This is a genomic window from Gelidibacter sp. (assembly GCF_039916245.1).
Taxonomy (GTDB): domain Bacteria; phylum Bacteroidota; class Bacteroidia; order Flavobacteriales; family Flavobacteriaceae; genus Gelidibacter.
This window is the reverse complement of the sequence record NZ_JBDSLS010000087.1, coordinates 1-9,925: the sequence shown is the minus strand read 5'-3', so window position 1 is coordinate 9,925 and position 9,925 is coordinate 1. Positions and strand designations below refer to the sequence as shown.

Here is a 9,925-nt window from a genome sequence, read left to right as displayed (position 1 = left end):
CCTTATTAGGTGGGACACTTCCTGTGGATCCTATTTTAAATGCAATTTCGGGCAGAACCAAATTACTGAAAAATAGAGTGCATCTTGAAAATCAAGATAAGTGCATTGATAAAATGAAGGCTAATCTTTCTAAAATTTTATTTAGTGCTCATCCTTTGGAGAAACATTATAGAAATGAATTTTTCTATTTCTGCGCTGATGACTCACAATTTGATACCCTTTGTATAGTTAATGACGATTTTGAAACTTTAGAATTTCTGAAGGAAAAACTGGTCAGTTTCAAAATGAATCTTCAAACATCTGCTCAACATTGAGAAATATTCCAACTTTTATCTCATTACTATTGTTTTGTGTTATAGAAACCTATGCGCAATCTGTGGAAATTAACGGAAAGATTACGGCTGCAGTTGAGGTGGACGGGATTCATGTGATCAATAAAACGGCCAGTCGATTTACCATATCAAATAGTGATGGCACTTTTTATATTCCGGCGAAACTGAATGATACCATTCTTTTTTCGGGTATCTCCTATCAGCCCAAAGAAGTCGTCGTTACTAAAAGCATTATCGCATCAAAACAATTGTACATCTATTTGGAAGAATTAGTCAATGTTTTGGATGAAGTCGTCGTTGGCAAAATATTGACGGGCGATTTAAGTTCAGATCTTGCCATTTCAGGTGTAAAGGCAGACCTCAATTTTTATGATTTGGGGATTCCTGGCTATACTGGAAAACCACTGACCCAAAATGAAAGACGTTTGAAAGAGGCTACAGGTTTAGATCTTACCATGGGAGGTTCAATGGGTGGCGGCGGTGTTGGCATGTCATTAAATCCTATTATTAATGGGATTTCAGGCCGAACAAATAAATTGAAACACTATGTAAGATTAGAACAGTTGGATCAGTGTCTCAATAAAGTAAAGTCTACCGCCCAAGATTGAAAAATAATCTGATTTTTAGTTTATTAGTAGTGTTTTGTGTCATGGAAACCTATGCGCAATCGGTGGAGATCAATGGAAAGATTAGCGCTGCAGATGAGGTGGATGGGATTCACGTCATTAACAAAACCGCTAGCCGATTTACCATTTCAAATGCTGATGGTACCTTTGTTATTCCGGCGAAACTGAATGATACCATTCTGTTTTCGGGTATTTCTTATCAGCCCAAAGAAGTTGTGGTTACAAAGTTTATAATCGCCTCCAAACAAATGCCCGTGTATTTGGAAGAGTTGGTCAATGCTTTGGATGAAGTTATAGTAGGGAAGGTGCTTACTGGCAATTTGATGTCCGACATCAATAATTCTGAACTGAAACGCGACCTCAATTTTTATGATTTGGGCATCCCTGGATACACTGGAAAACTAATGTCGCAAAGCGAAAGACGTTTGTATGAAGCTACTTCAGGCGGTGGCTTAGTTCCCATTGGTCTTATCGTGAATGCCATAACAGGACGAACAAAACGACTGAAAGAACATGTCAAATTAGAGAAAGCAGACAATTGCCTAGATATAATGAAATCCAAGTTTTCTGAAGACCTTTTCAGTGATTTTGATTTGGAAGATGGTGTTAAAGCTGAGTTTTTCTACTATTGTCAAGATGATCCAAATTTTGAAAATCTTTGTAAAGTCAAGAATGATATGGCAACTTTTGATTTTTTTAAAGCGAAATTAGATGATTTTAAATCCATTATTCATAGTCATAAAAACTAGATTGAAGGCAATCAGTGAGCTTCTAAAAAAACATCCAATATTCTTTCAAAAAACTTTAACTAAAAGCGTCGCTTAATTTAACAGTCCACTTTTTTAATGGATTCAAAACATCTCACTATATTTGCATTGTGATACTACAAGCTACATTTTTATTTATAGGTACTACTGAAGTCATGTTCATACTCTTTGTAGTGGTCATGGTTTTTGGTGCAGATAAAATACCTGAAATCGCGAGAGGTTTAGGTAAAGGAATGCGCACACTTAAGGATGCCACAAACGATCTTAAATCGGAGATTACCAAAAGCGCTGAAAAAAATGGTATCGATACTGCAGAATATACCAAGACATTTACTGATGAGGTTCAGAAGATAAAAGATGATGTTGAAGAAACGATTGGTTCAGTAAAACGAAAGTTGTAATTCTGCCATTTTAAATCTTACCGCTTGCTAAGAGTGCAAATTCAGTATTTGTAGCTTTTGATTAAACTTCCTTATTCTTAATTCTGTTGATCTTTGTCCAAATAATAATGCACAATTGTTGAGAGTCTTGGTTTTCAGTCACCTCTAATAATACGCGATTTGCATCATAGATGAGTTTTTAATCCACAGGAAATGCAAAACCATATCCTTGATGGAAATATTCGGCTTTGGCCATAAAAACGTCAGGAAATTGATCCTGAGATTGTTTGCATTCAGCCAGGCATAGCATGGTCCCCACAATGGCCAGAATAAATAAAATGGCGTCGGTTTGTAATCAATTATTGTATGAAAAGAAGGTGTTGATTGGAAGGTAATTGGTCTGTTAATTAAGTAAGCTTGTTGGGTTATACATGATATGCCGCTCCTATGGAGCTGAAAAACAACCAATGACATAGTTCTGTTAAGATAGTGCCACGCTGTGGTTTTTCTGTTTTGGCACGGACCTATTGTTTTTGAGTATTTGCTAATAATTCTTGATGAAGAATTTAATTCTCTAATGAATAAAGGGAAGGGATTAATCATAAAATTTGAAGGCTCTCATATATGAAATGGCTAATCCTTTTTAAAAATAAGCAATCTGCGTCACCCGCCTGAACGGATGGGCATTTCAGCGTTCTAAATACAAATGGATACAAACTTTAATTATAGGAAGACTAATAATTCAGGATAAGATATTTAAATATTCCAAAGAACAAAAGCGAATGACTAATCATAAAATGCAGATTTTTCTGATACTGAAAATTCAAATCCATTTTAATCATAAGCAATCCGCGTCATCAGCGTTCTAAATACAGATGGATACAAACTTGAATTTGGGTTATGCTTAGCTGTCAAGAGCTTAGTTCTAAAAGCGAACCGGCGGCTGTTGAGCTTGTCGAAGCATCTTGATTCTTTGTTAATACGTAATATAAACCAATGAGAAAATTGAAATAAAAATCCAAAGTGACAAGGCAAGCACAATAGGTTTAAATCCAGTTTGTTTTAAATCTATAATTGAAATGGTTGAACCCACCAAAAACAAGGTGACTACCAACAAACGTTTTGAGATATCAACAATATTGCTCGTAATTACTGTAGGAAGTACATTATAGCTGTTGATAAGGATCGCTAAAATAAATAGTCCAATAAAATAAGGTATTTTAATTTTTTGACCTTTCGATTTAAATAAAAACATAGAAAAGATGGACAACGGAATGATCCATAACGTTCTGGATAGTTTGACCGTTGTCGCAATTCGTAAGGCTTCATCGCCATAACTCAATGCGGCGCCCACCACGGAGCTCGTGTCATGTATGGCAATAGCAGCCCATAAACCAAACTGATCTTGAGTTAAGTTGAAAAAATGACCGATGGCTGGAAAAATTAAAAGCGCGATGGAGTTCAGTAAAAAGACAACGCCTAAAGCCAAACTGATGGTTTTGCCATCGGCTTTGATTACTGGCGAAATGGCCGCAATAGCGCTTCCGCCACAAATTGAAGTTCCAGAGGTGATGAGGTGGCCTAACTTTCGATCCAGTTTTAATAATTTGGTCAAGAAAATCCCTAAGGTTACGGTCAATACAATCGAGTAGAAGGTCAGGCTTAATCCCTCTTTACTCGTTTCGAGGGTTTCTTTGATGAACATCCCAAAACCCAAGCCAACCACGGCAACTTTCAGTAAAATTTGAATGGTTTTTTGAGTTTCTTTTAAGAAGGGATTACTAAAGATAAATGTGAATATAAATCCTAAAAGTAAGGCAATCGGACTGCTAACAAATCCAGATAGTGCTACCAGAATAAGGATGAAGAAAATTGATTTAGATATATTTGATTTCATGTCGTTTGATTTCAAGACACAAAATTAAAGCTTAATTATAACCTATCTGCAAATTAAGATTTGGCTCTAGATAACTAAAAGTTATAATTGGAGCGTACAAATTTTTCAAAAAACTCCATGACTTTGGAATTGTAACCTGTCCTTGAAACAAAATAAAACCAACGTTCCATGCTGATATCTTTAATGTCAATAATTTTCAGTTTGTTGCTTGTCAAATCTTCCGTCAGGGAATGGATGGATAGAAAAGCATAACTGTCCGAATGGTACAAATAATTTTTAATGGCCTCTGTACTGTTGAGGTGCAGAGTAGTATTGAGATTGGTAATATTGTTCTCCTTTAAAATGTCGTGAATAATATCTCTTGTTCCAGAACCTAACTCTCTTTCTAATAATGGAAGATGTTGTATGGTTGATTTGTCAATCGTGTTATTCTTTATCGATGTGTTTCTGACATTTGTAACCAACACAATTTCGTCTTTGATGAATTTTTTAAAATGCAGTTGTTTATTTGTGTTTTTGCCTTCCGTAATTCCAAAGTTTAGATGTTCATTTAAAATGAGACTTTCAATTTCTTCTGAATTTCCACTTGTAATCTCAAAATGCACTTGGGGATATTGCATACTAAATTTTGCCAAAATTTTCGGGATGATATAATTGGCCGCAGTGGTACTCACTCCAAAATGAATATTTTCTGGCAAAGCATCCTTCAGGAGCAGGAATTGTTGCTCCATTTCATCATAAATGCTCAAAATGCGATTAACATAGATTAAAAAGGCTTTACCATCGTCAGTAAGTTCAATAGAGTTTCGTTTTCTGATGAAGAAATTGCTTTTATAAGCTTCTTCTAAATTCTTTATGGTTTTTGAAACTGCAGGCTGAGAAATGAAAAGACGTTCTGAAGCCTTGGTAAAACTTAAATGTTCAGCCACAACTTTAAATATGTGCAATTTGGTTTTCATCTTACTTTTTTCTGCTCAACGTCAATCCGTCACGAATAGGAAGCATAACGGTTTCAATCCGATCATCATCTTTCAGGAGTTTGTTATATTCCATTAAACCCTCCGTTGATTTATCATCTTTTTTTAATGGTTCAATCACTTTTCCGCTCCAAAGCACATTGTCAGATAAAATGATGCCGCCTGGGTTTAGTTTGTCAATGATTAAATGAAAGTACTTGCTGTAGTTTTCCTTATCGGCATCAATAAACACAATATCAAAATTGATTTTCAATTGCGGGATGATGTCTAAAGCATCTCCTAAATGCTGATGGATTTGTTTTCCATATCCTGATTCATCAAAATACTTGCGTTGAAAATCCACCAACTCTTCATTGATATCTATGGTATGAAGCTCGCCATTTTTTTGAAGTCCTTCAGCTAAGCACAATGCGGAATAGCCCGTGTATGTCCCGATTTCCAAAATGCATTTTGGGTTCGCTATCTTCGAAATGATACTTAATAATCGGCCTTGGTAATGCCCGCTGAGCATCCGCGGCTGCAGTATTTTCTGATGCGTTTCTCGTGATAATCGTTGTAATAATTCTGGTTCGTCCTCAGAATTTGCGGTAATGTAATCATCCAAAGCTTCTGGTAGGAAATTCATGATTTTGAGATGTTTATTTGGTTTATTATTTTTTTTAAATCTTCAATTGAAGTTTTGTCAAGTACCATCGTATTAATGATCATTTCTGATTGCTTAGTCATTAATTTATACTTGCCTGCATAGTAAGTGATATCGGTAATCTGATCCAGATTGATGCGTTTTGGAAGGAGATCGTGCTTGGTTAAAATCCCGTTTTTTATAGTGGCATAATGGACGGTTTTTTTATAAATATAAGATCCCAGAAATCCAATACCAATGGCTAAATAACCATAGCCAAAATAACTTTCAGTTCTAAAAAAGAAATAAAAACCGAAAATAAGTAGCCATAAAATGCCAAATAATAAGATCGTAAGAAGCTGCTTTTTAGAATATTTAAACTGTAGTGTTGATGTCATTAATTCCCTAATATTCTATTTATTAATTTTTCTTTTGCCGCTTCATCATCGCCACACAACCATTGGATCACGTTGTCTTCCCAAATGGCATCATGCTCTTCTTCGGTAATGATTTTGCGTTCCATGGCCAAATCTAAGATTTTTCCAGGGTATGAGGATTGTTGTGCACTTTCCATTTCCCCCAAAGGATAAGGATCGTCCAGTCCCATAATGACTTGTTTATAACCTTGATTCTTAATCAAGAGTTGTAAGCTTCCAGTATCATGTACCAAAGTGTCAAAGAAGATGTTTTTGTGACCCACCGCTTTTCTTGGGTGGCTTTTGCCCACAAATAAATCTGGTCGGCCATCAAATCCTTGAATGCGTCGCCCTAAATTAATTTGTGCCAACTGGCCACCATGGGCGAAACACGTGCGCATATTTGGATATTTATCCTGATAGCCATTTAAGGTTAAAAAATGATAGGCATCCGCACATTGCGCCAACATCCAAATCAAATGGAACCGCCATGACGTGTTTTCTAATTTGATGAATTTTTCGCCATCATATGGATGGATTTCCACGGCTAAATTATATTTATTGGCCAATTCAAAAATGGGCTCATTTTCTTCATCAAAAATACAGCGCCAGGTGCCGATTGTATCCATGTAATGGGTGGGCAAACACAATAATTGCATCCCCAATTCTTCCACGCAACGTTCAATTTCCCAACAAGCACCTCTTACAAATCCAGGATGAACCACAAATCCGCAAGTAAATTTACTCGGATGTTCCCTTTGGATTTTTGCATTAAAATCATTTTGAAATCGCAAGGCCTGTTTCATTTCTTCCACACGCAAACCGTTGCCGTACAATTGCGACAGATTTAAAACGACCGCATGATCAATTTTAAAACGCTCCATCCATGCCAATTTATCATCCAAAAAGAAACTTGAATCCGTCACAGGACGGCTCCAATCTTTTTGCAGCATGAATTTCCGATCCTTATCGACCCAAAAAATCTCTTTATCCTTCATAAATTGAGGGATTTCTTCCGGATAGGGTAGAAGATGCGAGTGGCCGTTAATTCTTAATTTTCTTTTCATATCACTCCCTGCGCAGGCAGGGATCTTGTTAATTTGAGTTCAAATCTGATTTAATTTGAAAATGTTATTCTTGTTTTTTAATAGAAGATTTTTTGAGATTAGCTCCAATCTGCCTTAATGTTTGGCTCCGCTGAATCTAAAGGGTTTTTATTTCGGCAAGCTCAATATATCACAAAGGAATTTTTTGCTAATCAATCTTAACCTTCTTAGGAGGCTCCATCAATTCGCCGCAGTTCGGACACTTGCGTTTGTTCTCGTCACTATAATATTTATCAAATATTTTTGGCATATCCGTTTCGATATTCTCAACCGTAAAATCCTCCTCATATAATTGCGTCGTACAGTTTTCACAAAACCAAAGCAGTGCATCGCGCATGCCTTCCGGTCTTTTATATTCAATCACCAATCCCACGGTATTTGCGCCACGTTGTGGCGAATGTGGCACTTTTGGAGGTAATAAATAAATATCCCCTTCTTTGATATGCACATCTTTTGGCGTGCCCTTATCGATTATTTTCAAAACGATATCGCCTTCAATTTGATAGAAGAACTCAGGCGTTTCGTTATAATGATAGTCTTTTCTATTATTCGGACCGCCAACAACCATGACAATAAAGTCGCCATCTTGCCAAACCACTTTATTTCCAACCGGAGGTTTCAATAAATGACGGTTTTCTTCAATCCATTCCTTGAAATTAATGGGAGATACTAGGTTCATAGTTTTGTTTTTTGGGCGTGTCCCTAGCGGGTCGGGCTCTCGGCAGTCGCTCTCTGCGAGGAGCTCCGACAATGCCTCCATCCCTCACGCAGATTTAGCATTTAAAATTAAGTATAAAACGGCAGAACAGAAAGTGTTTAGTCTTCGTTCTTTGGATTAAATTCCATCAATGATAAAGATATTTCATATCCACTAGTCAAAAAATAACAGTTTATAAGCAGACCTCACAGGTTTTCCTCCTTCGCTGAAGCTTCGGTGGATAATTAAAAAGTTGTGAGGACTGATATTGCGGGTATGTAAATATAGCTTTATGCAAGGCGAGGCATTATTTTTAGTATCTATTGGAAATTCTTCAATCCTAGAAATTTATAGAGATACTAGGTTCATAGTTTTGTTTTTTGGGCGTGTCCCTCGCGGGTCGGGCTCTCGGCAGTCGCTCTCTGCGAGGAGCTCCAACAATGCCTCCATCCCTCACGCAGATTCAGCAATTAAAATTAAGTATAATACGGCAGAACAGAAAGTGTTTAGTCTTAGTTCTTTGGATTAAATTCCATGAATTAAAAAGATTTCACTTATCAACTAGTTAAAAAAGTTGCTGTTTATAAGAAGAGCTCACACGTTTTTCAATTTTGCTGAAGATTCGGTGGATAATTAAAAAGTTGTGATGACTGATATTGCGGGTAGGTAAATATAGCTTTATGCAAGGCGAAGCATTAGAGTTAATAACTATTGGAAATTCTTCAATCCTAGAAATTTATAGAGATACCAGGTTCATAGTTTTGTTTTTTGGGCGTGTCCCTCGCGGGTCGGGCTCTCGGCAGTCGCTCTCTGCGAGGAGCTCCAACAATGCCTCCATTCCTCACGCAGATTTAGCAATTATAATTAAGTATAAAACGGCAGAACAGAAAGTCTTTGTTCTTTTATCTTTACTCCTATTTTCACAATGATTTCGTACGTCCGCCATCAACAGGAAGATTCACTCCGTTGATATAACTTGCACAGTCGCTCGCTAAAAATGTAACGGCATAGGCCAATTCCTCAGGTCTTGCAAAACGTTTGGCAGGAACGCCACTTTTCATGGCGTTGGCTGACTCTTCAACACTATTGCCCGTTTTAACCGAATTGTTTTTGATGATTTCTTCCAGACGATCCGTATCAGTAGCGCCAGGAAGTACATTATTGACTGTAATTCCAAATTGTCCAAGCTCATTGGCCAAAGTTTTGCTCCAATTCGCAACAGCGCCTCGTATGGTATTACTTACTCCAAGACCGTCCAAAGGTTGTTTTACCGAAGTAGAAATGATATTGATAATTCGTCCATAACCTTCTTCTTTCATAAATGGAACAACTGTTTGTGCCAAAACATGATTGCACTTTAAATGGTGGGTAAACGCATTTTCAAATTCCTCAATCTTTGCGGTAAAAACTGGTCCTCCTGCAGGGCCTCCCGTATTGTTTACCAAAATATGGAAGCCGTGATTTTTTTTGATGAAATCAGAAACCTTATTTTGTAATTCGTCAGGGTTTGAAAAATCGGCCGCGATATAGCTATGTTTTTTTGAGTTGGACAATTCAGAAATAACCTGCTTTAATTTATCTTCATTTCTAGCCACTAAAGTCACGATTGCACCTTCATTAGCTAATGATATGGCAGTTGCTTTACCTATTCCTGCTGTACTTCCGCAAACTAATGCGAATTTGTTGTTTAGTTTTAAATCCATAACATACTCCCTGCGAAGGCAGGGATCTTTTAGGGTTAATTAATTGGATTAAAGAAAATAGAATATAGAAAATAGACTTGAAAATGGTCTTTGTTCTTGATTCTATGATCTTTGTTCTTTTTCAATACTTTATACAAACATTCTTCGCTTCCGTAAAAAACCGTAACGCTTCAAATCCGCCTTCACGACCTATACCAGAAGCTTTTACGCCACCAAAAGGTGTACGTAAATCACGCATCATCCAAGTGTTTACCCAAACAATTCCAACTTGCAAATGATTGGCCATTCGCATTGTGCGTTTTAAATCGTTCGTCCAAAGGGTTGCTGATAATCCGTATTTGACTTTGTTGGCCATTTCCAAAACTTCAACTTCACTTTCAAAAGGCATAATAGTGACCACAG

The 9,925-nt window shown here is 36.9% G+C and carries 11 protein-coding genes and 1 pseudogene; 4 read left to right on the top strand and 8 right to left on the bottom strand.

Annotated elements, in window-relative coordinates; translation table 11 throughout:
• The 4 genes and pseudogenes from ABIQ28_RS04240 to ABIQ28_RS04225 all read left to right on the top strand — a co-directional run.
• A pseudogene (locus tag ABIQ28_RS04240) lies at positions 1–314 on the top strand (hypothetical protein); the annotation flags it as partial.
• Positions 311–940, top strand: a complete 630-nt coding sequence (locus ABIQ28_RS04235; RefSeq protein ID WP_348035536.1) for a carboxypeptidase-like regulatory domain-containing protein — start codon at positions 311–313, stop codon at positions 938–940. The pseudogene ABIQ28_RS04240 and the gene ABIQ28_RS04235, both read left to right, overlap by 4 nt.
• Entirely contained in the window at positions 937–1,707 is a 771-nt protein-coding gene (locus tag ABIQ28_RS04230; RefSeq protein WP_348035533.1) for a hypothetical protein, read from the top strand. Before ABIQ28_RS04235 ends, ABIQ28_RS04230 begins: the two co-directional genes overlap by 4 nt.
• Positions 1,708–1,835: 128 nt before the next feature.
• Entirely contained in the window at positions 1,836–2,126 is a 291-nt protein-coding gene (locus ABIQ28_RS04225) for a twin-arginine translocase TatA/TatE family subunit (protein ID WP_348035532.1), read from the top strand.
• 955 nt (positions 2,127–3,081) lie between these two features.
• Here the strand turns inward: ABIQ28_RS04225 and ABIQ28_RS04220 are convergent.
• From ABIQ28_RS04220 to ABIQ28_RS04185, 8 genes are all read right to left on the bottom strand, one after another.
• The gene (locus ABIQ28_RS04220) at positions 3,082–4,002 is read right to left on the bottom strand and encodes a putative sulfate exporter family transporter (RefSeq protein ID WP_348035530.1); all 921 of its coding nucleotides are present in this window, start codon (positions 4,000–4,002) and stop codon (positions 3,082–3,084) included.
• A 74-nt stretch (positions 4,003–4,076) separates the two neighbouring features.
• Entirely contained in the window at positions 4,077–4,961 is an 885-nt protein-coding gene (locus ABIQ28_RS04215; protein ID WP_348035529.1) for a LysR substrate-binding domain-containing protein, read from the bottom strand.
• Position 4,962: 1 nt separating this feature from the next.
• On the bottom strand, positions 4,963–5,604 hold the full coding sequence (locus tag ABIQ28_RS04210) for an O-methyltransferase (RefSeq protein ID WP_348035527.1): 642 nt from the start codon (positions 5,602–5,604) through the stop codon (positions 4,963–4,965).
• On the bottom strand, positions 5,601–5,999 hold the full coding sequence (locus ABIQ28_RS04205; RefSeq protein WP_348035526.1) for a hypothetical protein: 399 nt from the start codon (positions 5,997–5,999) through the stop codon (positions 5,601–5,603). The genes ABIQ28_RS04210 and ABIQ28_RS04205 overlap by 4 nt, the downstream gene beginning before the upstream one ends.
• Positions 5,999–7,084, bottom strand: a complete 1,086-nt coding sequence (locus ABIQ28_RS04200; RefSeq protein WP_348035525.1) for an amidohydrolase family protein — start codon at positions 7,082–7,084, stop codon at positions 5,999–6,001. The genes ABIQ28_RS04205 and ABIQ28_RS04200 overlap by 1 nt, the downstream gene beginning before the upstream one ends.
• A 187-nt stretch (positions 7,085–7,271) precedes the next feature.
• Entirely contained in the window at positions 7,272–7,802 is a 531-nt protein-coding gene (locus ABIQ28_RS04195; RefSeq protein WP_348035523.1) for a 3-hydroxyanthranilate 3,4-dioxygenase, read from the bottom strand.
• Positions 7,803–8,740: 938 nt separating this feature from the next.
• Positions 8,741–9,523, bottom strand: coding sequence for an SDR family oxidoreductase (locus ABIQ28_RS04190; protein WP_348035521.1), 783 nt, complete (start codon positions 9,521–9,523; stop codon positions 8,741–8,743).
• 121 nt (positions 9,524–9,644) lie between these two features.
• The coding region (locus tag ABIQ28_RS04185) for an aldehyde dehydrogenase family protein (RefSeq protein ID WP_348035519.1) at positions 9,645–9,925 on the bottom strand (281 nt) is incomplete at its 5' end.